18 protein-coding genes are annotated in these 26455 nt (G+C 70.3%); 11 read left to right on the plus strand and 7 right to left on the minus strand.

The genetic code is table 11. The features are described from left to right. Nucleotides 1-34: 34 nt before the first annotated feature. Nucleotides 35-1543: a DNA-binding protein NsdB gene (locus OG194_RS43810; RefSeq protein WP_327406288.1), complete on the plus strand. Its 1509-nt coding sequence runs from the start codon at nt 35-37 to the stop codon at nt 1541-1543. A 51-nt stretch (nt 1544-1594) separates the two neighbouring features. Here OG194_RS43810 and OG194_RS43815 read toward each other — a convergent pair whose 3' ends face one another. Further along, a complete protein-coding gene (locus OG194_RS43815; RefSeq protein ID WP_327406289.1) occupies nt 1595-3022 on the minus strand; it encodes a PP2C family protein-serine/threonine phosphatase in 1428 nt (475 codons plus the stop codon). Nucleotides 3023-3561: 539 nt separating this feature from the next. Between OG194_RS43815 and OG194_RS43820 the strand changes: the two genes are divergently transcribed. Further along, nucleotides 3562-5835, plus strand: a complete 2274-nt coding sequence (locus tag OG194_RS43820) for a M4 family metallopeptidase (protein WP_327406290.1) — start codon at nt 3562-3564, stop codon at nt 5833-5835. Nucleotides 5836-5970: 135 nt separating this feature from the next. Next, nucleotides 5971-7650, plus strand: a complete 1680-nt coding sequence (gene murJ, locus OG194_RS43825) for a murein biosynthesis integral membrane protein MurJ (protein ID WP_327406291.1) — start codon at nt 5971-5973, stop codon at nt 7648-7650. A 42-nt stretch (nt 7651-7692) separates the two neighbouring features. On the opposite strand, the gene OG194_RS43830 is transcribed toward murJ, so the two are convergent. Continuing rightward, on the minus strand, nt 7693-8580 hold the full coding sequence (locus tag OG194_RS43830; protein ID WP_327406292.1) for an SDR family NAD(P)-dependent oxidoreductase: 888 nt from the start codon (nt 8578-8580) through the stop codon (nt 7693-7695). Between the two features lie 71 nt (nt 8581-8651). On the opposite strand from OG194_RS43830, the gene OG194_RS43835 reads away from it, so the two are divergent. Then, complete coding sequence (locus OG194_RS43835) at nt 8652-9593, plus strand: LysR family transcriptional regulator (protein ID WP_327406293.1); 942 nt, start codon at nt 8652-8654, stop codon at nt 9591-9593. A 989-nt stretch (nt 9594-10582) separates the two neighbouring features. On the opposite strand, the gene OG194_RS43840 is transcribed toward OG194_RS43835, so the two are convergent. Next, the gene (locus OG194_RS43840; protein ID WP_327407398.1) at nt 10583-11743 is read right to left on the minus strand and encodes an MFS transporter; all 1161 of its coding nucleotides are present in this window, start codon (nt 11741-11743) and stop codon (nt 10583-10585) included. 252 nt (nt 11744-11995) lie between these two features. Between OG194_RS43840 and OG194_RS43845 the strand changes: the two genes are divergently transcribed. Further along, nucleotides 11996-12409 carry an SsgA family sporulation/cell division regulator gene (locus tag OG194_RS43845; RefSeq protein WP_327406294.1) on the plus strand — a complete coding sequence of 138 codons (414 nt, stop codon included), beginning with the start codon at nt 11996-11998 and terminating at the stop codon, nt 12407-12409. A gap of 147 nt (nt 12410-12556) precedes the next feature. After that, the gene (locus tag OG194_RS43850; RefSeq protein ID WP_327406295.1) at nt 12557-14587 is read left to right on the plus strand and encodes a phosphocholine-specific phospholipase C; all 2031 of its coding nucleotides are present in this window, start codon (nt 12557-12559) and stop codon (nt 14585-14587) included. Here OG194_RS43850 and OG194_RS43855 read toward each other — a convergent pair. Together OG194_RS43855 and OG194_RS43860 are read right to left on the minus strand one after the other, a co-directional pair. Then, a complete protein-coding gene (locus OG194_RS43855) occupies nt 14577-15602 on the minus strand; it encodes a Gfo/Idh/MocA family protein (RefSeq protein WP_327406296.1) in 1026 nt (341 codons plus the stop codon). The genes OG194_RS43850 and OG194_RS43855 overlap by 11 nt on opposite strands. 93 nt (nt 15603-15695) lie before the next feature. After that, nucleotides 15696-16796, minus strand: coding sequence for a baeRF3 domain-containing protein (locus tag OG194_RS43860; protein WP_327406297.1), 1101 nt, complete (start codon nt 16794-16796; stop codon nt 15696-15698). An 87-nt stretch (nt 16797-16883) separates the two neighbouring features. Here OG194_RS43860 and OG194_RS43865 point away from each other — a divergent pair, with 87 nt between their 5' ends. The 3 genes from OG194_RS43865 to asnB all read left to right on the plus strand — a co-directional run bounded on the left by OG194_RS43865 (nt 16884) and on the right by asnB (nt 21733). Next, the gene (locus tag OG194_RS43865; RefSeq protein ID WP_327406298.1) at nt 16884-18305 is read left to right on the plus strand and encodes a basic amino acid/polyamine antiporter; all 1422 of its coding nucleotides are present in this window, start codon (nt 16884-16886) and stop codon (nt 18303-18305) included. Between the two features lie 34 nt (nt 18306-18339). Then, a complete protein-coding gene (locus OG194_RS43870; RefSeq protein WP_327406299.1) occupies nt 18340-19602 on the plus strand; it encodes an arginine deiminase in 1263 nt (420 codons plus the stop codon). Between the two features lie 289 nt (nt 19603-19891). Then, nucleotides 19892-21733, plus strand: coding sequence for an asparagine synthase (glutamine-hydrolyzing) (gene asnB, locus OG194_RS43875; protein WP_327406300.1), 1842 nt, complete (start codon nt 19892-19894; stop codon nt 21731-21733). An 8-nt stretch (nt 21734-21741) separates the two neighbouring features. Here asnB and OG194_RS43880 read toward each other — a convergent pair whose 3' ends face one another. Then, nucleotides 21742-23328 carry an alpha/beta hydrolase gene (locus tag OG194_RS43880; RefSeq protein WP_327406301.1) on the minus strand — a complete coding sequence of 529 codons (1587 nt, stop codon included), beginning with the start codon at nt 23326-23328 and terminating at the stop codon, nt 21742-21744. Nucleotides 23329-23621: 293 nt separating this feature from the next. Between OG194_RS43880 and OG194_RS43885 the strand changes: the two genes are divergently transcribed. Then, nucleotides 23622-24317, plus strand: coding sequence for a chaplin (locus OG194_RS43885; protein WP_327406302.1), 696 nt, complete (start codon nt 23622-23624; stop codon nt 24315-24317). A gap of 75 nt (nt 24318-24392) precedes the next feature. Here the strand turns inward: OG194_RS43885 and OG194_RS43890 are convergent, their stop codons facing one another. Continuing rightward, nucleotides 24393-25304 carry a LysR family transcriptional regulator gene (locus tag OG194_RS43890; RefSeq protein ID WP_327406303.1) on the minus strand — a complete coding sequence of 304 codons (912 nt, stop codon included), beginning with the start codon at nt 25302-25304 and terminating at the stop codon, nt 24393-24395. Between the two features lie 210 nt (nt 25305-25514). Between OG194_RS43890 and OG194_RS43895 the strand changes: the two genes are divergently transcribed. Next, complete coding sequence (locus OG194_RS43895) at nt 25515-26414, plus strand: SDR family oxidoreductase (RefSeq protein ID WP_327406304.1); 900 nt, start codon at nt 25515-25517, stop codon at nt 26412-26414. Nucleotides 26415-26455 lie beyond the last annotated feature (41 nt).

Below are 26455 nucleotides of genomic sequence, written 5' to 3' on the forward strand. Positions count from 1 at the left end.
ATGTTCAAGTCAGCCGAGAACCTGGGGGCTTGACGTGAACGGACAACCCAACTCCCGTCTCTCGGACCTGTTCGGCCTCGCCGGCTGGTCCAAGGGCGAGCTCGCACGGCGGGTCAACCGGCAGGCGGCGGCCATGGGCCACCCCCAGCTGTCGACCGACACCTCGCGGGTACGGCGTTGGATCGACACGGGAGAGATCCCGCGCGATCCGGTGCCGAGGGTGCTGGCGGCTCTGTTCACCGAGCGTCTCGGCCGTGTCGTGACCATCGAGGACCTCGGTCTGGTCCGGCACGGGCGTACGGGAAAACGGCCCGACGACGGGAGTGTGGAACATCCCGACGGTGTGCCGTGGGCGCCCGAACGGACTGCTGCGGTCCTCACCGAATTCACGGGAATGGACCTCATGCTCAACCGACGCGGCTTGGTGGGCGCGGGCGCCGCGCTCGCCGCAGGCTCCGCACTCAGCAGCGCCATGTACGCATGGCTGCACTCCGATCCGACTCTTTCCGCCGACGCTCCCCGGTTCGACGATCCCCTGCACGCCGACCCCGCTGGGTTCGACCGCTACGAGGCCGCCCCCATCGGGTCGCAGGAGATCGAGGAACTGGAGGAGTCCGTCAAGGTGTTCCGGGCCTGGGACGCGGCCCGCGGCGGCGGGCTGCAACGCAAGGCCGTGGTGGGACAGCTCAACGAGGTGGGCGGCATGCTCGCCTACCGGCACCCGGCCGATGTGCAGCGGCGCCTGTGGGGCGTCGCCGCCAACCTCGCCGTACTCGCGGGCTGGATGTCCCACGACGTCGGCCTGGAGCCCACGGCCCAGAAGTACTTCGTCATCGCCGCCCACGCGGCCCGTGAGGGCGGCGACCGGCCCCGCGCCGGGGAGGCGCTCTCACGGGCGGCTCGCCAGATGGTGCACCTCGGCCGGCCCGACGACGCGCTCGATCTCATGAAACTCGCCAAGACCGGCTCCGGCGACGAGGTGCTGCCGCGCACCCAGGCCATGCTCTGCACCATCGAGGCCTGGGCACAGGCGTCGATGGGCAAGGGCCAGGCCATGCGCCGCACCCTCGGCCAGGCGGAGGACCTCTTCGTCTCCGACCGCGGCGACGTACCGTCCCCGAGCTGGATGCAGACGTTCAAGGAGGAGGATCTCTACGGCATGCAGGCTCTGGCCTACCGCACCCTGGCCGAGCACGAGCCCGGAGCGGCCGTGCACGCCCAGTACTTCGCGGCGAAGGCCCTGGCGCTGCGGGTCGACGGACGGCAGCGCTCGAAGATCTTCGACTTCCTGTCGATGGCCTCGGCCTGCTTCATCGCCGACGACCCCGAACAGGCGGACAGGTACGCGCGGTTGGCCCTCGCGTCGATGGGATCGAACTCCTCCCACCGCACCTGGGACCGGCTGCGCGAGATGTACCGGCTCACCGCCCAGTACGCCGGCTATCCGAAGATCCACGAACTGCGGGAGGAGATCGCACTCGCGCTGCCGAAGATCCAGTCCAGGAGCCCGAGGGCCAAGGGCGGCAACAGCGCACAGGCATAGGGGGTTTGTACGGCTCCTTCCGCACAAGGAGTTCGTGCAGCCGCTTCTTTCTCAGGTCGTCCTGGCGACGAGCACGCACGCGTCGTCCGCGCGCTCGGTGTCGCCGAACTCCTCCACGACCATCCGCACGCAGTCCTGCGAGGTTCGCGCCTCGCCGAACCGCGGTGCCAGGTCGAGGAGTTGGCGCACGGCGGCCTCTCCACTGTGCCCGGGCACCAGTCCGTCGGTGTGCAGCAGCAGGACGTCGCCCGCTTCGAGGGTCTCCTCGGCCTGTCCGTAGGCCGCCCCCGAGGTGGCGCCGAGCAGGACGCCGTCCGGTGCGCTCAGCACGCGCCCCGTCCCGCCGCGGAACAGCAGCGGGGCGGGGTGTCCTGCCTGCGCCCACGCCAGGGTGCGGGTCTCGGGCCGGTAGCGGCAGCACACCGCGCTGCCCAGGGCCGGTTGGACGGTGGCGTCGAGTAACTGGTTGAGCCAGGACATCAGTTGACCGGGCTCGGTGCCCGCCATCGCCATGCCGCGCAGGGCGCCGAGCAGCATCGCCATGCCCGAGGTGACGGCGACACCGTGTCCGGTGAGGTCGCCGACGCTCAACAGCGTTGCCCCGTCCGACAGTTGGAGCGCGTCGTACCAGTCGCCGCCGATCAGCGCGCTCGTGGAGGAGGGCAGATAGCGGGCGGCCAGGTCCAAGGTCTCCGGCCCCTGGTGCGGGAGCCGCAGGGAGCCGCGCCACGGCGGCAGCACGGCCTCCTGCAGCTCGACCGCGAGCCGGCGCTCGGTCTGCGCGTGGTGCCGGTGGAGCTGCAGCGAGTCACGGGTCTCGCTCACCGTCCGCTGGCTGCGGCGCAGTTCGCTGACGTCCCGCAGCACGGCCCACATCGAGGCGGTGCCGCCGTCGGCGTCGAGCACGGGCTCGCCCATCATGTGCACCGTCCGTACGGCGCCGTCGGGCCGTACGATGCGGAACTCGCCGTCGATCGGCTTGGCGTCGATCAGGCAGTCCGTGACCATCGTGGTCAGCGCGGGCCGGTCCTCGTCGAGGATCAGGGACGGCAGTTCGTCCAGAGTGAGCGGGGGAGCGGCCGGGTCACGGCCGAGGATCTGGTACAGCTCCCCGGACCAACTAGCCTCGTCCGTCAGCAGATTCCACTCCGCGCTGCCGACCCGGCTGAGCAGCGAGTCGTCACGAGGCGCTTCCGGTACGGCAGTCGGGGTCGGCGCCGCTTCCACGGCCGTCGGCACGGGCGGCGGGCCGTCCCGCAGCTGGGCCAAGTGCTCGTCGAGATCGTTGAGTTGATGCAGCGCCAGATCGCACAGCGCCCGCTGCCACCGCTCCCGCGGGTCCGCACCGTCGTGCTGCGCGTCCCGTCGTACGGCGTCCACGTCGCCCATGAGCCGCCGCGCCTGCGATATCAGCGCGTCGACCGAACCACGCGCGGGCGGTTGGGCGGCGGGGCGGTCCGCGGAGAGGTGGGACGGCATGACGCACTCCGATGCGGGGACGGTACGACCAAGGCGGATGGAGGGACCGGTTACGACTGTCGCACAGGCTGCGACGCCCTGTAAGGGATTTGGCAACACACGATCCGGTGGTGCTTCTGGCATATGCCAGCGTCTACACGGGCGACTGGTGCCGTGCTCGTGGCGCGGCTGTCCTGGTGGGGCAAGTCGTATGCGCCGTACGCGAGTTGAAGGACTGATTACCCTTCAGGGCCGTCACTCAACCATCTGTTCGACGGCCTGCCGTTCCCGTGCGGGGCCGACGCCTGGGGCGAGGCTGAAAAGTGTTGTTCAAGTGAGTGATCCGCAGTACGCAACAGTCATTTTGAGACTTTGCTTTGTTATAGCCATGACAATTCTGTGAGCGTGATGCCACGCTGCTGTGCACCACGCTCACCGAGCGTTCACTCCTTCCTCACCCTTTCTCCCCGCACCCGCGCGCCCGCCGGACGGCCGTATCCCGGCCCGACCCGCTCTCCAGGACTCCACCGAGTCCGACCACCCCACATAAGGAGAACGCCTTGACCCGGCATGACCGTTATCCGCACCACCCCAGATACACCGCAGCCCTCGTGCTCACCGCGGTCGGCACCCTGCTGGCCGCCGGTATGCAGACCGGTGCGGCCTCCGCCGCTCCCAGCGGGCACACCGCCTCCGCGAAGATCCTGGCCACGCCCCGGGCCGGAGCGGCCCCGGCCGCCCTGTCGCCGTCGAAGCACGCCGCCCTCCTCAAGAGCGCGGGCGCGGCCGTCAAGAGCACGGCGAAGACCCTCGGCCTCGGCGCCAAGGAGAAGCTCGTCGTCAAGGACGTCAGCCAGGACGCCGACGGCACCACCCACACCCGCTACGAGCGGACGTACTCCGGGCTGCCCGTCCTCGGCGGCGACCTGGTCGTCCACGCCAAGAGCGGCCGCCTCACGGTCACGAAGGCCGCGAAGGCCGGACTGAGTCTGCCGGACATCACCCCCAACGTGACGTCGGCGACGGTGAAGACCAAGGCGCTCGCGGCCGCGGCCAAGGCGGGCGGCGAACAGGCCAAGCTCGACGCGGCCCCCCGGCTCGTCGTCTGGGCCGCCGGAGCCAAGCCCGTCCTCGCCTGGGAAGCGGTGGTCGGCGGCTTCCAGGACGACGGCACGCCCAACGAACTGCACGTGATCACCGACGCCGACTCCGGCAAGGCCGTCTTCCAGTACCAGGGCATCGAAACGGGCACCGGCACCGGCCAGTTCAACGGAACGGTCCCGCTCGGCACCACGCTCTCCGGCTCGACGTACCAACTCGTCGACGGCGACCGCGCCGGGCACCGCACCTACGACCTGAACCAGGGCACCTCCGGCACCGGCACCCTCTTCACGGATGACAACGATGTCTGGGGCGACGGAACCCAGAGCAACCGGCAGACCGCGGGCGTGGACGTCGCGTTCGGCGCGTCGGCGACCTGGGACTACTACAAGGACGTCTTCGGCCGCAACGGCATACGCAACGACGGGGTGGCCGCCTACAGCCGGGCCCACTACGGCAACAACTACGTCAACGCGTTCTGGGACGACACCTGCTTCTGCATGACCTACGGCGACGGCTCGGGCAACACCCACCCGCTGACCGCGCTCGACGTGGCCGCGCACGAGATGAGCCACGGTGTCACCGCCGCCACCGCCGGCCTCACCTACTCCGGCGAGTCGGGCGGCCTGAACGAGGCCACCTCGGACATCTTCGCCGCCGCGGTGGAGTTCCACGCCGACCTGCCCGCCGACGTCCCCGACTACATGGTCGGCGAGAAGATCGACATCAACGGCAACGGCACACCGCTGCGTTACATGGACAAGCCCTCCAAGGACGGTGCGTCCCGCGACTATTGGAGCTCGACGCTCGGCAGCGTCGACGTCCACTACTCCTCGGGCCCGGCGAACCACCTCTTCTACCTGCTGTCCGAGGGCAGCGGCGCGAAGACCGTCAACGGCGTGGCCTACGACAGCCCGACCTACGACGGCGTGCCCGTCGCCGGCATCGGCATCGACAACGCCCAGAAGGTCTGGTATCGGGCGCTGACCACGTACATGACCTCGTCCACGAACTACGCCGGTGCCCGCACCGCGACCCTCCAGGCCGCCGCGGACCTCTTCGGCGCCTACAGCCCGACCTACCTCGCCGTGGCCGACGCGTGGGCCGCGATCAACGTGGGAAGCCGGATCGCGCTCGGCGTCAACGTGGCCCCGGTCGCCGCCCAGATCAGCGGAGTCGGCCAGGCCGTGTCCCTCCAGACGGACGCGTACACCACCAACTCCGGTGCGGGCCTGACCTATTCGGCCACGGGACTGCCCGACGGCCTGTCCATCAGCAGCACCGGTCTGATCTCCGGCGTCCCGACCACCCTCGGGACCAGTGACGTCACGGTGACCGTCACCGACGACACGGGCGCGACCGCCACCGTCGCCTTCGGCTGGCGGATCGCCAACATCTACGCCAGCGCCACCCGCGTCGACATCCCCGACAACGCCGGTGCCGTGGAGTCCCCGATCACGGTCACCGGCCGCGACGGCAACGCCTCCGCCACCACCCAGGTCTACGTCAAGATCGTCCACACATACCGCGGCGACCTGACCGTCGACCTCGTGGGCCCGAACGGAACGGTCTACTCCCTGCTGAACCGCTCCGGCGGCTCCGCGGACAACGTCGAACAGACCTTCACCGTCGACACCTCCGCCCAACCGGTCAACGGCACCTGGAAGTTGAGGGTGCAGGACCACGCGGCGGTCGACGTCGGCTACATCGACCAGTGGCAGCTCACTCCGTGAACCGGGCTTCCTAGCCCAGTAGTTGAGGGTTGAGGGGTTAGAAGTCAGGTCCTGACATCCCGAGTTGGGTCTGGCCGCGCCGGTATGCACGGGGGCGCGGCCAGAACCGGCGTCCGGGGATCGTAGATTGAGCCCATGATCGAGGAGAGTTCGCCCGAGCGGCCGGATCGCTTGGGGACACGACGGAGGCACGCCGCGCAGAGGAAGCCCAAAGGCGGTGGTGGGCTGCTGCGTTCGACCGCGCTGATGGCGGCGGGCACCATGGTCTCGCGCGCCACCGGACTGATACGGATGGTGCTCCAGGGCGCCGCACTCGGCACCGGACTGCTGGCCACCACCTACAACCAGGCCAACACGGTGCCGACAAGTCTGTACTTCCTGCTGATCGGCGGCGCGCTGAACTCCGTCCTGGTCCCCCAACTGGTCCGCGCCCGCGCCGAGGACCCCGACGGCGGGGCCGCCTTCGAACAGCGGCTGGTCACCCTGGTGTTGTGCGTCCTCGGCATCGGGACCGCACTGGCCACATGGGCCGCCCCCGAGATCATCGGCGTCTATCAGCACGACACACCCGCCACCCACGACGCCTTCCGGCTGACCGTGGTGTTCGCCCGTTTCCTGCTGCCGCAGATCTTCCTCTACGGCGTCTTCAGCATCTTCGGCCAAGTCCTCAACGCCCGGAGCCGGTTCGGCGCGATGATGTGGACCCCGGTGCTCAACAACCTCGTCCTGATCACCATGTTCGGCCTCTACCTCGGCCTGATGACCGCGCCGGAACAGGTCGCGGACATCACCGGTGCCCAGGTCCGGCTGCTCGGACTCGGGACCACGATCGCGCTGGCCGTCCAGGCACTCGCGTTGGTCCCCTACGCCCTCGCGGCCGGGTTCCGGTTCCGCCCGCGATTCGACTGGCGCGGCACCGGGCTGCGCAAGAGCGTCAACGCCGCACGCTGGACCCTGCTGTTCGTGCTGGCCAACCTGGCGGCGAGCACGGTGGTGACCCGGCTGGCCTCCGACGCGGACGCCGCCCGTCCCCGCGACGGTGTCGGGTACACCGCCTACAGCTACGCCCAGCAGATCTGGATGTTGCCCCAGTCGATCGTCACCGTCTCGCTCGTCACGGCCCTGCTCCCGCGCATGAGCCGGGCCGTGGCCGAACACCGCGTCGACGACCTGCGGGCCGACCTGTCCCGCGCGCTGCGGGTCAGCGGTGTCGTCATCGTCCCGGCCGCCTTCTTCTTCCTCGCCTTCGGCCCGCAGACGGCTCAACTCCTGTTCGCCCACGGCTCCGCCGACGCCTCGGCCACCGCGCCGCTGGGCCACATGCTCCAGGCCTTCGGCCTGGGACTGATCCCGTTCTCCGCGCAGTACCTCCTGCTCCGCGGCTTCTACGCCTTCGAGGACACCCGTACGCCGTTCCGGATGGCCGTGTGGATCGGCGGCATCAACATCGGCCTCGCCGCGGCCTGCCACATCCTGTTGCCCGCGAGCTGGGCGGTCACGGGGATGGCCGGCGCCTATGCGCTGTCGTACGCGATCGGTCTGCTGGTGACCGCGCTGCGTCTGCGGCGACGTACGGAAGGACTGCTCGACGGACGCCGGATCTGTCGCACTTACGCGAAACTGACCACGGCCGCCGTCGCCGCCGGCGGCGCCGGGTGGCTCCTCGCCCGCGTCTGCGATCGAGCCCTGTCCTCGGACTCCTGGGCGCCCGCGCTCTCGCTGGCCGCGGGCGGCACCGCGATGGCCCTGCTGTTCCTCCTCCTGGCACGGCTCCTGAGGATCGGGGAGCTGCGGAGCCTGCCCGGACTGGGATGAGGGGCGAGCACCGGCGTCACCTGTACACGGATACCGATGCCGTCACGGTGTGATCAGCCGGTCCTGTTCCACCGGCGGTGTGCCGCCGTACCAGTCCAGGGCCTTGCCGAAGCGGACCAACTCGCCGTAGTGGGTGGGGTCGACGTGCTCGGCGAAGACGAGGTCGAGGACGGCGCTCGCCGCGTCGGCGGGGGACCGGGCCTGGCTGAAGTCGCTGAACCAGGGGCGGGAGGTGTCCGTGTCGACCATGCCCGGGCAGACCGAGGCGATCAACGTGCCGGTCGCGAGGTCGTGTTCGCGGCGTTCGGCGGCGACCGCGCGGACAGCGGCGACCTGGGCCACCTTCGAGGGCACGTTCAGCCAGAGCGGCCAGCCCGCCTCGGCCGTGGTGCGGTGGTGGACGGCGCCGCGCCAGGACTCGACGGCGTACTCGACCTGGTCCAGGCTCGCGCCGTCGAACAGGCCGTGCAGCGCGGGGTCCAGGTGCCCGAGGGTGCCGAGGCTGCTGGCCACGACGAGGAACCGGCCGCCCGGGCGCAGTACGGGGCCGAAGGAGCGCAGCATCGTGTGGGTCGCGGTGTTGGAGACGTCGATGAACTCGTCGGCGCGGGCCGCCTGCGACTCCCCGGGCAGCACCCGGGCCACGGCGTTCGAGATCACGATGTCGACCCCGCCGTGACGCTGCCGGAGATCGTCGGCCAGGTGGGCGATCGCGTCGGTGTCGGTGACGTCCAGGACCCGGCCCTCGACGCGGCTGCGGGTGCCGGGCAGGCTCGCGACCTCGTGGGCCGCGTCGGTGACGCGCCGCTCGTCGCGGCCGGTGAGCAGGACCAGGTCGTCGGGGCCCATGCGGGCCGCCAACCCCTCGACGAGGGCGCGGCCGAGTCCTTGGTTGGCGCCCGTGACGAGGGCGATGCGTGAACTGTTCATGACTGCCACGGTAGGAACCCGCGGGGTGTGCGTCCAACGAGACTTACGCACGGCTAGCATGCGTGATCGTCATGGACTTCACGGATGTGTCACTCACCGCGTTGCGCGTCTTCCGCGCGGTCGCAGAACAGGGAACCTTCACCGCGGCCGCCGCGTCACTGGGCTACACCCAGTCCGCGGTGTCCCGCCAGATCGCCGCGATCGAACGGGCCGCGGGCGCCGAACTGCTCGAACGGCGCCGTGACGGCGTGCGGCTGACCCCGGCCGGCCGGATCGTCATGCGCAGGGCGACGGTCGTACTGGACGAGATCGACGCGACCGCGCGCGAACTGTCCGGTCTGCCGACGGAGGCCGCGACCGTCCGCCTGGGCTGGTTCCCCAGCGCGGGAGCGGTCCTGCTGCCCCGCGCCCTGGCCGCCCTGCGCCGCACCGACCCGGACCTGCACGTCGTCAGCCGGGAGGGCGGCACCCCGGCCCTGGTACGCGCCCTGCGCGCCGGCAGCCTGGACCTGGCCCTGCTGGCGTCGGCACCCCCTTTCCGCCCGCCGGACACCGAGTCACCACCGCTGGTACTGCGCACCCTCACCGAGCGCCCGCTGTACCTTGCGGTGCCGACCACGCACCCATTGGCCCGTGCCGAATACATCGACGTGGCCGACCTGCGCGGCCAGCGCTGGATCGCGAGCCCCTCCTCCGGCGAGGACCGCCTGATGGGCGTATGGCCGGGCCTGGACGAGCGCCCCGAGATCGTCCACACCGCCCGCGACTGGCTCGCCAAGCTCCAACTCGTCGCGGCGGGCTTCGGCCTGACCACGGTGACAGGCTCCCTCGCCCCCGCCGCCCCACCGGGCGTACGCGTCCTCCCGGTGCGCGGCGGCCCCCAGGAACAACGCCGCCTGCTACTGGCCCGCCTTCCGCGGACGCCCACCGAGGCGGTTACCCGCGTGGGGGCCGCTCTCCGCCTGGCCGCGCTCGATGCGTATACGCCGGGCGCGGCACCAGCACAGGCGTGAGCCGTTCGGTCGACCTGACCGGGTTGCCCAACTCGGCGCCGCTGGAGGGCCTTTGACCCACGCTGCGCGCCACTCGTGCGCCGAGGGGCTCCGGCAGGTCCTGTCGGTCGGTTGGTTGTCGCGGTGGGTGCAGGGCCCGTGTGAGCGGAAGTTGCTCACTCGTTCCCAACTGACGTCCAGAACTGGGTGTTGCTGGGCGGGCGTTGGTCTGCGGTGGGCGACCCGTGCGTCGAGCTGCTCCGGCAGGTCTCGTCGGCCGGCTGGTTGTCGCGGTGGGTGTGGTGCCCGTGGGGGCGGGAGTTGGTCACTCGTTTCCGGCTGACGTCCAGAACTCGGTGTTGCTGGGCGGGCGTTGGTCTGCGATGCGCGAGCCGTGCGTCGGGCGGCTCCGGCAGGTCTCGCCGGTCAGCAGCCTGTGGATGTGGCTACGGTGCCGGGGCCGGGCGGGAGTTGGTCACTCGTCCCGACCGGCCTCCCCAACTCGGCTTTGTGCGGCGGAGTTTGGCTCTCCGGCGCAACACCCGCGCGTCGAGCGGCACCGCGCAGGGCCAGGTGGGCCGACGTACCGTGCAGGTTTTCGTTGTCGCTACGGCGTCCGCGCGAGAGGGAGTTGGTCAGTCGCTGGCCCGGCCCGGGTTCGCAACTCGGCGCCGCCTGGGGGACGTCGACCCGCGACGCAACACCCGCACCCCGACGGGCACCGGCAGGCTCCACCAGCAAGTAGCCCGTCGCTCAGGCCGAGGCGCCCGCACGTGCGGTAGTTGGTCACTCGCCCTGACCGGCCCCACCAACTCGGCCTTGCCCGGCGCCGAGTCTTGGTCCGCCGGAGCAACACTCGCGCGCCGAGCAACCCCGCGTATGCCCCGACGGTCGGCAGTCCACGGCCGAGTGACGTTCCTCGCGCGTTGCTCCTCCGTCCAGCCGCCCTCGACGCCGACAGACCGGGCAGGCCGCGTTGCGGCTACGGCGTACGCGCGAGAGGGAGTTGGTCAGCAGCCAGCCCGCCCCTCTTCCCCAACACCGCGCTGCCCGACCGACGTTGTCCCGAACCCCAAGACCCAGGCACCCACCAACACCGCACAAGCCCCCACGGTCAGCAACCCGCCGGCCAGGAACGTCCCCCGCACATCCGCCACCCGCAACACCAGCCCCCCAAGCGCCGCGCCGGCCGCGATACCCGCGTTGTAGGAACCGGAGTTGGCCGCGAGGGCGATGTCCGTACGGCCCTGTGCGCAGTGGAGCATCGAGTTCTGGGCGGTCATGAACACCGGTCCCAGCGCACCGCCCATCAGCGTCAGGAACACCACCGCCGCCACCGGCTCGGTACCGACGGCGTACAGGCCGAGCATGGCCACCGCCTGCATCGCTACGGCGGCATTCAGCGCCGCCTGCGGACAGCGGTCCAGCACTGCCCCGGTGACCGTCACCCCGGCCAGGCACGCGACGCCGAACACCACCAACAGGATGCCGACCGCGCCCGGGGAGAACCCACTCACGTCGCCGAGGAACATGACGATGTACGTGAATCCCGCGAACGCCCCTGTGGCGGACAGGGTCCCCGCCGTCAGTACGGTGGCGAACCTACGGGCGTCGGGACGCGTGCCGTAGGCCGCCCGCTCCTCGTCCGGACGTGAGGTCGGGAGCAGGGTCGCGATCGTCACCAGGGACATGAGCCCCAGGGCCGCCGGGACGGCGATCGGTACGGGCCAGCCCTCGCGGTGGCCCAGCCAGGTGCCGGCGGGCACCCCGAGGACGAGGGCCAGCGAACCGGCGACTGACAGCGCGCCGATGACCCGTCCACGGACCTCGGGCGCGAACAGGCTCACCGCGACCGGTCCCATCACGGCCCAGAACAGCGCCTGGGCGAGTGCGGTCAGGAGTCGGGCCGCCAGGAGCAGCCAGTACGACGTGGCCAGGGCCGCCACCGCACTGGACACGACCAGTGCCGTCAGGAGTGCTGTGAGCACATGGCGTCGGGCCACACCCCGCATGACGTGGGCGAGGGGGACGGACGCGACAGCCACCGTCACGCCGTAGCCGGTGACCAGCAGTCCGACCGCCGGTACGGAGACCCGCAGGCTGTCGGCGATGAGTTCCAGGAGGCCGATCGGCAGGTTCTCCGCGGTGTTGAAGGTGAAGGCGGCCAGCATCAGGGCCGCGAGGACCGCCGACCTGTGCCACCGCGCCTGTCGTCCCTGTTCCGCGGCCCCGTCCATGGGTCCACCCCACCGGACCCACCCGTCCCACCGCAATCGAATTCACCGGCAGCCCCACGCATCGACGGTGGTGTGATGCAGGTCACATGAACTCGTTCGGGCTTCCGCGTAATGCAAAGGGCACCTGCGAGGTCGTACAGGCACACGGCAATCCGGCCGACCTCACGCCCGCAGTGGAGACCGACCATGGACATCACCCTCGAACAGCCCACCCGAGCCCGGCTGATCACGGCGGAGGAGACGGAGATCCCCTTGTCCGCCACGCTCCGCTACCTCGCCTCGGACCCGCTGGCCGTGCACCTCGACTTCCCGCCCGAGGTCTCCCTCGACGGCGAGGGTGTCACCTGGACCTTCGCCCGGTCCCTGCTGGAGGAGGGGCTGCGCAGGCCGGCCGGCGGCGGTGACGTGCACCTGTGGCCATGCGGCGGGGCCCGTACGGTGCTGGAGTTCCACTCGCCGTTCGGACTCGCCCTGCTCCACTTCCACACCCCGGAGCTGCGCCGCTTCCTGCTGCGGACCTACGACGTGGTGGCCACCGGACAGGAGGACATGGACGCGCTCGTCGACCGGGGCCTGAGCGCCTTGTTCGGGAACGTGTGAGCGGGGGAGGGCAACTCGGCCTCCGGACGGTGACTTTGACTTTTGTTCACCTCCATCTCACCGTCCCGGTATGGACCTTGGCGATCACCCCGTGCACCCTTGCGCGCGGTGTGCCGCTCGGGCACGCCGGTGACGAGGGTGGGGCGAATGACACCGATCAGCCGAAGAGGCTTCGTGGGGCTCGGTGCCACCGTGGCGGCGGGCATGGCGACGGGCACCGGAGCACGGCCGGCCCTCGCGGCGCAGCGGGCGGCGGCGACGACCGGCACGATCTCGGACGTGAAACACGTGGTGATCCTCATGCAGGAGAACCGCAGCTTCGACCACTACTTCGGGCGCCTGAAGGGCGTGCGCGGCTTCGACGACCGCAGTGGCATCACGCTGAGCGGTGGCTATCCGGTCTTCAATCAGCCCAACGGCGGCGGGCGTCAGTACCCGTGGAAGCTGAGTGCCACCCCGGCGGCGGGCGGCCAGGACGGCGAGACCCTCGCCCAGTGCAACGGCGACCTGCCGCACTCCTGGTCATCGCAGCACTCCGCGTGGAACAAGGGCCGCCTCGACAACTGGGTCTCGGGCGTCGGGAACGTCCGCTCGCTCGGCTACCTCGACCGCGCCGACATCCCCTTCCACTACGCGCTCGCCGACAACTACACGATCTGCGACGCCTACTTCTGCTCCACCCTCAGCGCGACCGGCCCCAACCGCACCTATCTGTGGAGCGGCAAGGTCGACTCCTCCAGCTACGACGGCGGTGACGAGTCCGGCCTGACCTGGCAGACCTACGCCGAGTCTCTCCAGAACGCCGGAGTGACCTGGAAGGTCTACCAGAACGCGTCCGACAACTACGGCGACAATGCCTGCGCCTACTTCAAGAACTTCACCAACTCCAAGGCGGGCAGCCCCCTTTACGACCGCGGCATGTCCTCCGTCCCGGCCGCCACCGGCTCGACCCCCGACGACATCGCCGCCGCCATCAAGGCCGACGTCCTCGCAGGCACCCTCCCGCAGGTCTCCTGGGTGGTCCCCAACCAGGCCTTCTCCGAGCACCCTTACGCCCCGCCCGGCGACGGCGCCCACTTCGTGAGCCTCGTCTACCAGGCCCTCGCCGCCGACCCGGACGTCTTCGACTCGACCGTCCTGTTCCTCAACTACGACGAGAACGACGGCTACTTCGACCACGTCCCGCCGCCCGCCCCACCGGCCGGCACCGACGGCGAGTTCCTCAACGGCGTCCCGTACGGCTTCGGTTTCCGCGTCCCGATGATCGTCATCTCGCCCTGGACGCGCGGCGGTTGGGTCTCCTCCGAGGTCTTCGAGCACACCTCGGTCCTGCGCTTCCTGGAGACCTGGACCTCGACGCTGGGCAAGCCCGCCGCCTGCCCCAACATCAACACCTGGCGCCGCAAGGTCAGCGGCGACCTGACCGGCGTCTTCGACTTCGCCAACCCGGTGTACGGCGCGGTGTCCCTGCCCGGGACCAGCGTCATCGGCCTCTCCACCTGCGGCCCGCTGCCCAACCCGGTACCGACGGACAACGCCCTGCCCGTCCAGGAGACCGGCACCCGGCCCGCCCGCGCGCTGCCGTACCAGCCCAACGGGTACCTGGATCACCTGGAGTTCGGGTCGAGCGGCAAGATCCTCGCCTGGTTCGCCATGACCAACCAGGGCGGCGCCGCCAAGAGCGCCGCCCACCTCTCCATCCACCCCAACGCCTACCGCGACACCACGCCCTGGCAGTACACGGTCGACCCGGGCGGCACCGCCTCCGACTACTTCAACATCGGGTCGGGTTACGGCAGCGGCAAATACGACATCACCATGGTCGGCCCGAACCGCTTCCTGCGCCGCTTCCAGGGCGACGCGACGAAAGCGGGCAAGTCCGTTGAGGTGAGCACCCGTTACGCCGTCGAGTCCGGCACCGGCAAGCTCGCCGTCTACTTCAAGATGGCCAACTCGTCCGCCGCGTCGGTGAAGTTCACCATCACCTCGAACCACTACCGCAGCGACGGACCGTGGGCCTACACGGTCGCCGTGGGCGCGTCCACGGAGGACGTCTTCAACGCCGTGGCGTATCAAGGCGGTTGGTACGACTTCACGGTCACCGTCGACTCCGACGCGACCTGGTCGCGCCGGTTCGCCGGGCACCTGGAGTCGGGTGCGGCGAGCGTCAGCGGCTGACGTCGGCGTACAGGCCCGGGCGCGGGGCGAGTTCGACGGCCACCCGGCCGCCGCTCTCCAGCGCCCGGACCCCGGCCTCGGCGATCGCGGAGGACGCGTAGCCGTCCCAGACGCTCGGGCCGGTGACCAGGCCCCGCCGGGTGGCGTCGACCCACGACTGCACCTCGCGGTCGTAGGCGTCCGCGAACCGGACGAGATAGTCCAGCGGCACGTCCTCGTGCGCGCTGCCCCGCGTGGTGACGACCATCGCGCGGTCCTCGCCGATCCGGGCGCTGCCCGCCTCGCACACGGCCTCGCAGCGGACCTGGTAGCCGAAGCCGGAGTTGACGAAGATCTCGACGTCGACCAGGGCGCCGCCGTCGGTCTCGAAGAGCACCAGCTGCGGGTCGACCAGACCCTCCGGGGCGTTCGCCGACGATCGCGGGCTGAGCACGGTCACCGCCGTGAGTTCCTGGCCGAGCAGCCAGCGGGCCGCGTCGATCTCGTGCGAGACGGAGCTGTCGATGAGCATCGCCGAGGTGAAGTACGGCGGCGAGGACACATTGCGGTGGACGCAGTGCAGCATCAGCGGGCGCCCCAACTGCCCGCTGTCCAGCAGGGACTTGAGGCCCTGGTGCTCCGCGTCGTAGCGCCGCATGAACCCGATCTGCGCCAGCCGTCGCCCGAGGCGCGCCTCCGCCTCCACCACCCGGAGCGCTCCGATGGAGTCGGGCACCATGGGCTTCTCGCACAGCACCGGCAGGCCGCGGGCGAAGGCCGCGAGCAGTGCCTCCTCGTGCGCGGGTCCCGGCGAGGCGATGAGCACCGCCTCGACCCCGGGGGCGTCCAGCGCGGCCACGGCGTCCTCGTGCACCGCGACCGCGTCCAGTCCTGCCACCGCCTCCTTGGCGCGCTCCGTGTCGGGGTCGGCCACTGCGGCGACCCTGGCGCCGCTCACCACCTGGTCGAGGCGTCGTATGTGGTCGGCTCCCATGTGTCCCGCACCCAGCACGGCCACGCCCAGCAGGTCACCCACGTGTGCACTCCCTCTCCGTCGACGATCACGCCGTAGCGTACGCCGTAGGGGAGGGGGCCTCCGGAATGCTCGGGACCCGGCGGCGAGGTGGGTTCAGTAGCGCAGCACGCCCGCGATGCCGTCCGCGTCGTTGAGGGTGCCGTCGGGGACGAAGCGGACGTCGGCGCCTGTCTCCAGGCACTGTTCGACGATCTCGTCCACGATGTCCTCGCGGGCGTCGAGGTCGCTGCCGTCGGCCGGGACCAGATGGTCGCCGTGGTCGTCGCGGACCGTGACGCGGTAGTTCTCCTCGACGGCCAGCAGCCGGACCCGGCCCTCGCGGGCGTTCTGCCAGACCTCGTCGACGCCGGCCACGAACTCCTTGCGCCCGCGCGCCGATTCGAGTTCCCGGGTCACGGTGACGGTGTTCTTGCGCGCCTCGGCGTCGACCAGCGGCCGTACGGCCTGCCACACGGCGTCGGGCGTGCCGTGCGCGAGGCCGCCGTGCGCGATGTGCACCGCGTCCTTGGTCGCGTTGCCGACCTCGTCGAAGGCGGACAGGGCGGCCCGTTCGCCGGTGATGTAGAGCGGGCGCCGGTGCTCGCGCAGGATCCGGCCCATCGCGGTGTCGGCCTCGCGCAGGAAGTGGCGGGTGTCCTCGTCGCGGAAGGTGCTCGGGATGTCCCCGATCCGCTCCTGGCGCTCGGCGTCGAAGTTGTCCCGGTGGTCGCGGGTCAGCGGGAAGCCGCCGGTGTGGGTCTCGGTGACCCGGTCGACCCCGCCGTTCCACAGCGTGACCCGGTCCGCGGCGAGCGACAGCACCCAGAACGGGCGCTCGGATGCCTGCGCGGAGACGAGATTCCGGGTGAGGAACGTGTCGGAGAGCACCACACGTTCCGGCACGGACCTGGCGAGGGACCACACCTGGTGCTCGCCCGGCGCGGCGAAGATCACCAGACCGTCCTCGGCGTGCGCCAGATCGACCTCGGCGAGTGCCTGGTCGAGCTGACGGGAGACATCGATGCGCCGCTCCCGGGGAACCGCGGGATCGGCCTCCAACTGCTTCTTGGCCTCGGCCAGCACATTGCGCAGCCGGACCGGATCCTGGGCGTTGTCGGGCTCGCGACGATGCGTCGGGGTGAGCACGGAGACCGCGGGGTAGGGGCGCGGGCGCCGCAGTTCGGTAAGCGTGGCGGGACTCAGTGCGTGCTCCATAACAGCACGATAGGGCCGAATGACGGATGGGGCATATGGGGGAAGCCTGCCAGGCAAATAGGATAATTGGTTGCTAACATCCCTCGGGTGACGCAAGCCGCCACCACCGACACCTCCACCGCCAAGCTGACCCTGCCGACGCTGACCACCATGGTCGTCGGCTCCATGGTCGGGGCCGGGGTGTTCTCGCTCCCGCGCAGGTTCGCGCAGGAGACGGGCGTGGCCGGCGCCCTGATCGCCTGGGCCGTCGCCGGCACGGGCATGCTGATGCTGGCCTTCGTCTTCCAGACCCTCGCTGTCCGCAGACCCGACCTCGACGCCGGTGTGTACGCCTACGCCAAGGCCGGGTTCGGCGAATACCTCGGCTTCTTCGCCGCGTTCGGCTACTGGGCCAGCGCCTGCGTCGGCAACGTGACGTACTGGGTGCTGATCATGTCGACGATCGGCACGATCGCCCCGTCCCTCGGCGAAGGCGACACCGTCCTCGCGGTGGTCCTCTCCTCGGCCGGACTGTGGCTCTTCTTCCTGCTGATCAGCCGCGGTGTGAAGGAGGCGGCGGCCATCAACCGGATCGTCACCGTCGCCAAGGTCGTGCCGATCCTCGTCTTCGTCGTCCTGGCGCTCTTCTGCCTCAAGCCCCATGTCTTCGCGGAGAATTTCGGCGGCGCCGACTACGCGGGCTCCCTGTTCCAGCAGGTCAAGGGCACCATGCTGGCTACCGTCTTCGTGTTCCTGGGCGTCGAGGGCGCCAGCGTCTACTCCCGGCACGCCCAGCGCCGCGAGGACGTCGGACGCGCCACCGTCCTCGGCTTCCTCAGCGTCTTCGCCGTCTTCGCGTCGGTGACGATCGTGTCGTACGGCCTGATGCCGATGGGTGAGATCGCCGAACTGCGGCAGCCCTCGATGGCGGGCGTGCTGGAGCACGCGGTGGGCACCTGGGGGAAGGTCTTCGTCAGCGTCGGGCTGATCGTCTCCGTGCTGGGCGCCTATCTCGCCTGGACGCTGATGGCGGCCGAGGTGCTGTTCGTCGCCGCCAAGGACGACGACATGCCGCGCTTCCTGACGAGGTCCACGGCGGCCGACGTACCCGTGCCCGCACTGGTGATGACGACCCTGCTCAGCCAACTCGTCCTGGTCGTCACCTACTTCTCCGACGACGCCTTCAACTTCGCGCTGGACCTGACCAGTTCGCTGACGCTGATCCCGTTCCTGCTCGCGGCGGGCTTCGCGGTACGGATCGCGCTGAGGCAGAACCGCACGGGGCGCGGCGAGTTGGTGGTCGCCGTGCTCGCCACGGTCTACACCGCGTTCCTTATCTACGCGGCCGGACTCAAGTACCTCCTCGTCTCGCTCATCATCTACGCGCCGGCCACGTTCCTGTTCGTCAAGGCCCGCAGAGAACAGGGGCGTTCGCCCTTCTCGGCCCGGGAGCTGGTGATCCTCGCCGTGTCGGTCGCGGGCGCCGTCGTCGGGATCGTCGCCCTGGCACTGGGCTGGATCAGCCTCTGACCCCGTCTCCGACCTCCGGAAAGGTGCGTACACCGTGACCAGTCAAGACACCGTGGACCGGCATGAGTACGGCGTCCACTCCGAGGTGGGCCGGCTGCGCAAGGTGCTGGTCTGCGCGCCCGGTCTGGCGCACCGCAGGCTCACCCCGACCAACTCCGACGACCTGCTCTTCGACGACGTGATGTGGGTCGAGAACGCTCAGCGCGACCACGCCGACTTCGTCAACAAACTCCGCGAACGCGGCGTCGACGTCGTCGAGTTGCACGAGCTGCTCGCCCAGACCATGACGATCCCCGCCGCCAAGGACTGGCTCCTGGACCGGAAGATCGTCGCCAACGAGGTCGGCCTGGGCATCGTCGACGCGACCCGCGCCTACCTGGAGAGCCTCGAACCCGCCGACCTGGCCAAGTACTTGATCGGCGGCCTCGCCACCACCGACCTCCCGGACGACTACCGCAGCGACTACCTCGCCCTCGTCCGCGAGTCGACCGGCGGCCGCGAATACCTGATGCCGCCGCTGCCCAACACCCTGTACACCCGCGACACGACCTGCTGGCTCTACGGCGGTCTCACCCTCAACCCGCTCTACTGGCCCGCCCGGCACGACGAGACGCTCCTGATGAAGGCGATCTACACCTTCCACCCGGACTTCGCGGGCTCCGTCGTCTGGTGGGGCGACCCCGAACTCGACTGGGGGCAGGCCACGTTCGAGGGCGGCGACATCATGCCCGTCGGCAACGGCGTGGTCCTCATGGGCATGAGTGAGCGCACCTCGCGGCAGGCCATCACCCAGGTCGCCAAGGCGCTTTTCGACCTGGGCGCCGCCGAGCACGTGGTCGTGGCCGGGATGCCGAAGCTGCGTTCCGCGATGCACCTCGACACCGTCTTCACCTTCGCCGACCGCGACCTGGTCACCCTGTACCCGGCCATCATGGACGCCGTCCACGCCTTCTCCCTGCGCCCCGGCGACAAGGCACCCGGAATCGACATCGTCGACGAGGGTTCGACGCCGTTCACCGACGTCGTCGCCAAGGCACTCGGCCTGCCCGAACTGCGGATCGTGGAGACGGGCGGCGACGTCTACGCCTCCGAACGCCAGCAGTGGGACAGCGGCAACAACGCGGTCGCGCTGGAACCGGGTGTGGTCTTCACCTACGACCGCAACACCCAGACCAACACCCTGCTGCGCAAGGCCGGCGTCGAGGTCATCACGATCGTCGGCGCCGAACTCGGGCGCGGCCGGGGCGGCGGGCACTGCATGACCTGCCCGATCGTGCGGGACCCGGTGGAGTTCTGAACTTCCGCGCACTTCACGGTTGTTGAGCAACTCTTTGCCCATGGCCGATTCCTGACGAGAGCCGCCCGGTGGAGCCCCGATCCGCGGATCTCGGGGACGCAAAGCGCGGCCGAAAACGCGGGGTCGGCGCGGGCGGTCAGGTTACGGGCATGTTGACCGGCCCTGTGGGTGTGACCCACGCTCGTCATATAGATGCTTGATACAACTGGTTCGGCGGGTGTGGGCCACACGCACGGAAAGATGCAGGTGAGTGGCGCCCAACCGGCGGACCGGACGCAGGAGGTAACGCATGTGCGGCATCACCGGCTGGGTCTCCTTCGAGCGTGAACTGCGCACCGAGGCCGCGACATTGGATGCAATGACGGAGACGATGGCCTGCCGCGGACCGGACGACCGCGGCACCTGGGTCCAGGGCCCCGCGGCCCTCGGACACCGCCGGCTCGCGATCATCGACCTGCCCGGCGGCCGGCAGCCGATGACCGCCGACACGGCGGACGGCACGGTCGCGCTCGTCTACTCGGGGGAGACCTACAACTTCACCGAACTCCGCCGCCAACTCGCCGACCGGGGACACCGGTTCACCACCGACTCCGACACCGAGGTCGTGCTGCGCGGCTATCTCGAATGGGGCGACGCGGTCGCCGAACGCCTCAACGGCATGTACGCCTTCGCGATCTGGGACGGCCGCCGCGATCAACTGGTCATGATCCGCGACCGCATGGGCATCAAGCCCTTCTACTACCACCCGACCTCCGACGGCGTCCTGTTCGGCTCCGAACCGAAGGCGATCCTCGCCAACCCGCTGGCCCGCGCCAGGGTCACCCTGGACGGCCTGCGTGAACTCTTCACCATGATCAAGACACCCGGACACGCCGTCTGGGACGGCATGCGCGAGGTCGAGCCCGGCACCGTCGTCACCGTCGACCGCTCGGGTCTACGGCGGCGCGTCTACTGGCAGTTGGAGACCCGCCCGCACACCGACGACCGCGACACCACCGTCGCCCACGTCCGCACCCTCCTCGACGACATCGTGCGCCGCCAACTCGTCGCCGACGTGCCGCGCTGCACCCTGCTCTCCGGTGGCCTCGATTCCTCCGCGATGACCGCGATCGCCGCCCGCCAACTCGCCGAGCACGGCGAGAAGGTGCGCAGTTTCGCCGTCGACTTCGTCGGCCAGAACGAGAACTTCGTCGCCGACGAACTGCGCGGCACCCCCGACACCCCGTACGTCCACGACGTGGCCCGCGCCTCCGGCACCGACCACCAGGACATCGTGCTCGACGCACAGGCCCTCGCCGACCTCGACGTCCGCTCGAAGATGGTCCGGGCCCGCGATCTCCCCCTGGGCTTCGGCGACATGGACTCCTCGCTCTACCTGCTGTTCCGCGCCATCCGCGACCAGTCCACCGTCGCCCTGTCCGGCGAGTCCGCCGACGAGGTCTTCGGCGGCTACCTCCAGTTCTTCGACGAGGAGGCCCGGCGCGCCTCCACCTTCCCCTGGCTGGTGCGCTTCGGCCAGCACTTCGGGGACGACGCCGACGTCCTGCGCCCCGACCTGACCAAGGCCCTGGACACCGAGTCGTACATCGCGGACGGCTATCGCACCGCCGTCGCCGGCATCCAACGCCTCGACGGGGAAAGCGACTTCGAATACCGGATGCGGCGCGTCTGCCACCTCCACCTCACCCGCTTCGTCCGCATCCTCCTCGACCGCAAGGACCGCGCGAGCATGGCCGTCGGCCTGGAGGTCCGCGTCCCGTTCTGCGACCACCGGCTCGTCGAGTACGTCTTCAACACCCCCTGGTCCCTCAAGTCCTACGACGGCCGGGAGAAGACCCTGCTCAGGGAGGCCACCGCGGACGTCCTCCCGAAGTCCGTCTACGACCGGGTCAAGAGCCCCTATCCGTCCACGCAGGACCCGAAGTACGCGGTAGCCCTCCAGGACCACGCCAAGGACCTCCTCGCCCGGCCCTCCCACCCGGTCTTCGACCTCGTCGACCGCGAGAGGCTCCGGCAGGCCGCCCACCGCGACACACCCATCAGCACCCAGGCGGGCCGCCGCGGCCTGGAACGCGCCCTCGACCTGGCGCTCTGGATGGACCTCTACAAGCCCGAGATCGCCCTCGGCTGAGCTATCCCTCAGGGGACCACGGTGCTGTCCGGCTGGCACGAACTCCCGCTGGCCGGCAGGGAACCGTAGAGCAGGAAGTCGTCGACCTTGGTGTGCACACACTTGGACGACGCGTAACCGGTGTGGCCCTCACCCTTGTTGTCCAGCACCACAGCCGAGGAACCGAGCCGCTGGGCCGTCTCCACGGTCCAGCGGTACGGCGTCGCCGGGTCGCCCCGGGTCCCGACGAGCAGCATCTTCGGCGAGCCCACGTTCTTGACGTCGTCGCGGATGTAGTCGGTGCCCCGGGGACGGCCGTAGCACATCAATACCTCGGTGAGCCGGTAGCGGCCGAAGACCGGTGAGGCCTCCTCGTACCGGGCGCGCAGGCCGTCCAGGTTCTTGGTGATCTGCTCGGCGGTGGGGCGGTCGGGGTCGTCGGCGCAGTTGACGGCCATCAGCGCCGCTGGGAGGTTGTCGAGCGGGACGTCCTGGGCGTCGACGACCCCGCCGCCCCCGCCGAGGTGGGGCAGCCCGGTGCCGCCCGACGAGAACGCCATGATGGCGCGCGTGTCACCGTCCTCCACGAGAGAGGCGATGGCCCGCTCCAGCGTCGGCCACATCTGCTTGCTGTACAGCGCCTGACTGATGGCACCCACCAGGTCCTGACCGGAGAACGCGTCACCGAAGTCCGTCTGCACCGGGTCCTGGTCGAGCGAGCGGACGAGGTGTACGGCCCGGTCCGGCGCCGACCGCGCGTCCGTCCCGAAGGGGCAGGCGATGTCCTGCACACACCAGTTGAGGAAGTCCTCCAGCGCCGTCTGCTGCCCCTCGGCGCCCGCGATCCCTTGCTCGGAGAGCGGTTCGGTGAGGGTGTCGACGCCGTCGAGCACCAACCGGCCGACCTTCTTGGGGAATTGGGCCGCGTACACCGCGCCGAGCCGCGTTCCGTACGAGAAACCGAGGTAGTTGAGCTTCTTGTCGCCGAGGGCCTGGCGCATCACGTCCAGGTCCCGGGAGGCGTTGACCGTGCCGATGTGGGGCAGGACCGGGCCGGAGTACTTGGCGCAGGTGGCGGCCGCCTTCCGCAACTGCCTGAGCACGACCTTCGGATCACTGCTCTCGGTGGTGTCCTCGTCGATCGCGGCCGAGCCCTGGTCGGAGCCCTCGCCACAACTCACGGGTGATGACTGGCCGACGCCGCGCGGATCGAACGTGACGACGTCGTAGCCGTTCGTCAGATCCATGAACTCCTTGCCGTCCGAGGCGAGTTCACTGACCCCCGCGCCACCGGGACCGCCGAAGTTCAGCAGCACCGACCCCCTCGACTTCCCGGTCGCCCGGTAACGGGCCAGCGCGAGATCGAGCGTCCCACCGCCGGGCTTCGCGTAGTCGAGCGGGACGGTGACGGTCCCGCACTGAAGGTCCTTGGGCGCGTCCGGGGTCTTGCACGCGGCCCACTTCACCTTCTGCCGGTAGAACCGGGACAGGTCGGCCTGTGGCCGGTCGTCGGCGGTGGCGAGCGCGGGCAGCCCCGCGCCGAGCAGTGCCAGTGTGAGGACCCCGGTGAACGCGCACCGCCGGAACGCGGGCCGCGAGGACAGCTTGGCCAGCATCAATGCCTCCAAGAACGCGCCGTGACCAGCGCCTTCGATCACGATAAGCGGGCCTCGCGGGCCCCGCCTCCCGGCGGGCGGACCGGCGATCGGTGCCGTATTCTGCGCCCCTTCAATAGGCATAAGCGGTTTTCCGACTAATAGTTTGTGACCGATGAGGATTCGTTACGAGTAGTTCGATAACCGTGACGCTCGATGGAGTGAAAGGCCGATAAGCCATAACTCGGATGGTGCGCCCGCGTTTTATCCGGTGCGGGTGAGTGCCCGCTACATCTCTGGAAGGCAGGGACCCTATGAAACGGGTTACCCGAAACGGTGTGATCGCCGTCGCCGCCGCATCCGGTGCGATGGCCATGGCGATGCCGGCGTTCGCCGATTCCGGTGCGGACGGCGCCGCGGCCGGTTCGCCCGGGGTGATCTCCGGCAACACCATTCAGCTCCCGGTGCACGTACCGGTGAACGTGTGCGGGAACACCGTGAACGTGGTCGGGCTCCTCAATCCCGCCGCGGGGAACACGTGCGCCAATGAAGGCGGCGCGAAAGCGGGCGGTGGCAGGCGGAGCGGCGGGAAGAGCCCCGGCGGGCCGCACGGCGGTGCCGTCGCACAGGGCGGTGAAAAGGATTCGCCGGGTGTGCTCTCCGGCAACGGAGTGCAGCTCCCGATCCACCTCCCCGTGAACCTCAGCGGCAATTCCGTGAGCGTGGTCGGCGTCGGCAACCCGACCGTGGGCAACCACTCCGAGAACACCTCGGGAGACCACCCCCACCACCCGACGCGGCCGACCCCCGCGCCGCCCACGCCGGCGAAGCCGCACCCCGGCCCGAAGCCGATGACGGAGGTGAAGGGACACCCCGCCCCACCCGCCGCCGAGGCGTCCCTCGCCCACACGGGCGCCGACGGCACCGTCCCGGCCGCCGTCACGAGCGCGGCTCTCCTCCTGGGCGGCGCCGCCCTGTACCGGCGCCACCGCCCCAGGGCGGGTCGCTGACCCGAGCACCCGCTCCGGAACGGAAGGCCCCACCGGGTCAGTGACCGGTGGGGCCTCCGTCGAACCGTGGGGAAGTCACTCGGCCTGCTCCGCCGGAGCCTTCAGGAGTGCGTGGGCCGCCTTGCGGAACGCGGCCAGCAGACGGTTGTGCTCGCCGGCGCGGGTCGCGAGGGCGACGTGGCTCGGTTCGACGCCGTGGAGGGGGATCGCCAGGATGTCGGGGCGGATCGTCTGACCCGGTTGCAGACCGGCCGTGATGGCGACGGCCTGTCCGTCGGCGACGAACTCGAACTTGTCCTCCAGGACCCGGACGACCGGACCGCCGGGTGCCGGGCGGCCGTCGGGCCGGGGGTCGATGCGCCAGAAGGCGCTCCACGCCGGGTCCGCGCCGGGCGTCTGGGGGAGGGGCTCGTCGGCGATGTCGTCCAGGGTGACCGACTCCTTGCCGGCCAGCCGGTGGTCCAGCGGCACGAGCACGACACGCGGCTCGTCATAGAGGACCGTGACCTCCAACTGGTCGGTGGCGAACGGCAGTCGGGCCACCACCGCGTCCACCCGCCGGTCGAGCAGGGCGGCGCGTGTCTCGTCGTAGGCCAGATGCACGACGTGCACATCGGCGTCCGGATGCCGGCGCCGCACCTCACGCACCGCCGGGGTGACGAACAGGTTCGCCATGTATCCCACGGTGAGGCGGCTGGGCTCCGCGGCGGCCCGGGTCTCGGCGGCGGCCTGGGCGGTGGAGCGCAACAGCGCCTTGGCGCGAGGCAGGAACACCTCCCCGGCCTCCGTGAGCCGGGTGCCCTGTGGCGTACGGTCCAGCAGCCGGGCGCCCAACTGCTCCTCCAGTCGCCGCACTTGGCGGCTCAGCGACGGCTGGGTGATGTGCAGTGCCTCGGCGGCACGGCCGAAGTGACGCTGCTCGGCGACGGCGATGAAGTACCGCACGAGACGCAGTTCGAGATCGGGCGCGGGAGGCAGGTCCGTCATGCCCGAAGTGTACGGCGTGAGACGGCGAGGATTGTGGCGACATGGCTTCTGAGCTGCCGTGATGCCTGAGCCGTATTGCGACATGCGAAACAGGCTTTGGACCCGGAACCCGTGCCCCGCCCACGATGGAGACACAGCACAGCGCGACACGTCGCAGCGCAGGCTCGCCCCATCTCATCGAACTCATCGAACTCATCGAAGGAACGCACCATGCGTGTTTTCGTCACCGGCGCCACTGGGTTCATCGGCTCCGCCGTGGTCCGTGAACTGCTCGACGCCGGGCACACGGTCACCGGACTGGCCCGGTCGGACGCGTCCGCCGAGGCGTTGACGGCCGTGGGCGCCGCCGTGCACCGGGGGTCGCTCGACGACCTCGACAGCCTGCGCGCCGGTGCCGCGGCGGCGGACGGGGTCTGCCATCTGGCGTTCATCCACGACTTCACGGAGTTCGCCGCCAACTGCGCCACCGACCTGCGCGCCATCGAGGCGTTCGGTGAGCAACTCGCGGGCACCGACAAGCCGTTCGTGGTCACCTCGGGTACGCCCGGGCTCGCCGACGGGAGGGTGGCGACGGAGGAGGACCACGTCGAACCCGGGTCGTTCGCGGCGATCCGGCAGCCCTCCGAGATCGCGGCGGTCGCGCTGGCGGAGCGCGGGGTACGGTCGTCGGTCATCCGGCTGCCCCGGTCCGTGCACGGCACCGGCGACCAGGGATTCGTCCCCCAACTCATCGCCGTCGCACGGGAGAAGGGGCTGTCGGGGTACGTCGGCGAGGGCGCCGCCCGCTGGCCCGCCGTGCACCGGCTCGACGCGGCCCGGCTGTACCGGTGGGCCCTGGAGTCGGCCCCGGCGGGCGCGCAGTACCACGCGGTCGGCGACGAGGCGCTGCCGCTCCGCGAGATCGCCGAGGTCATCGCCCGCCGTCTCGACGTCCCGACCGGAAGCGTGCCGCCCCAACAGGCGGTCGAGCACTTCGGGTTCCTCGGCATGGTCGCCTCGCTGGACTGCCCGGCGTCGAGCACGCTGACGCGGAAGCAGACGGGGTGGGAGCCGGTGGAGGTGGGCTTGATCGCCGACCTTGAGACGGGGCACTACTTCGGGGAGGCGTAGGAAGCCAGGGCCTGTCCGGTCAGCGGGGAGTGGGACCGGAC

It is taken from the genome of Streptomyces sp. NBC_01288 (genome assembly GCF_035982055.1).
Taxonomy (GTDB): Bacteria; Actinomycetota; Actinomycetes; order Streptomycetales; family Streptomycetaceae; genus Streptomyces.

Coding starts and splice junctions, on each gene's coding strand:
- OG194_RS43815 (WP_327406289.1), bottom strand. CDS start 3,022: ATGCCGTCCCACCTCTCCGCGGACCGCCCCGCCGCCCAACCGCCCGCG.
- murJ (WP_327406291.1), top strand. CDS start 5,971: ATGATCGAGGAGAGTTCGCCCGAGCGGCCGGATCGCTTGGGGACACGA.
- OG194_RS43830 (WP_327406292.1), bottom strand. CDS start 8,580: ATGAACAGTTCACGCATCGCCCTCGTCACGGGCGCCAACCAAGGACTC.
- OG194_RS43835 (WP_327406293.1), top strand. CDS start 8,652: ATGGACTTCACGGATGTGTCACTCACCGCGTTGCGCGTCTTCCGCGCG.
- OG194_RS43840 (WP_327407398.1), bottom strand. CDS start 11,743: ATGCTGGCCGCCTTCACCTTCAACACCGCGGAGAACCTGCCGATCGGC.
- OG194_RS43845 (WP_327406294.1), top strand. CDS start 11,996: ATGGACATCACCCTCGAACAGCCCACCCGAGCCCGGCTGATCACGGCG.
- OG194_RS43850 (WP_327406295.1), top strand. CDS start 12,557: ATGACACCGATCAGCCGAAGAGGCTTCGTGGGGCTCGGTGCCACCGTG.
- OG194_RS43860 (WP_327406297.1), bottom strand. CDS start 16,796: ATGGAGCACGCACTGAGTCCCGCCACGCTTACCGAACTGCGGCGCCCG.
- asnB (WP_327406300.1), top strand. CDS start 19,892: ATGTGCGGCATCACCGGCTGGGTCTCCTTCGAGCGTGAACTGCGCACC.
- OG194_RS43880 (WP_327406301.1), bottom strand. CDS start 23,328: ATGCTGGCCAAGCTGTCCTCGCGGCCCGCGTTCCGGCGGTGCGCGTTC.
- OG194_RS43885 (WP_327406302.1), top strand. CDS start 23,622: ATGAAACGGGTTACCCGAAACGGTGTGATCGCCGTCGCCGCCGCATCC.
- OG194_RS43890 (WP_327406303.1), bottom strand. CDS start 25,304: ATGACGGACCTGCCTCCCGCGCCCGATCTCGAACTGCGTCTCGTGCGG.
- OG194_RS43895 (WP_327406304.1), top strand. CDS start 25,515: ATGCGTGTTTTCGTCACCGGCGCCACTGGGTTCATCGGCTCCGCCGTG.